Below are 231 nucleotides of genomic sequence, written 5' to 3' on the forward strand. Positions count from 1 at the left end.
AGGGCCTGGCGCAGGGACTGGTGGCTGGAGCGGGTGGCGAAGCCGCGCAGGGTCAGGTTGCGCCTCGCGCGGTAGAAGAAGCCCTGGGCCTGCTGTTCCCGGTCGACGACCGTGTCGTCCAGCGGCGGGCCGTCCTCCTGGGAGATGTAGTAGCGTCGGTCCCGGTCGCCCGTCTCAGGAGTCTGGGCATCCCCCCGGGCCCCCCCGCCGGGGCTGAAGAGCACTGACCCT

Annotated in this window: 1 protein-coding gene; it reads right to left on the reverse strand. The window is 72.3% G+C overall.

Annotation, left to right across the window (positions count from 1 at the left end):
* Positions 1–231: hypothetical protein (locus KVT45_RS55865; RefSeq protein WP_217562808.1), on the reverse strand; the 231-nt coding region annotated here is incomplete at both ends.

Origin of the sequence: Streptomyces sp. GbtcB6 (assembly GCF_019091475.1) — a bacterium.
In the GTDB taxonomy this organism is placed as follows: domain Bacteria; phylum Actinomycetota; class Actinomycetes; order Streptomycetales; family Streptomycetaceae; genus Streptomyces; species Streptomyces hyaluromycini.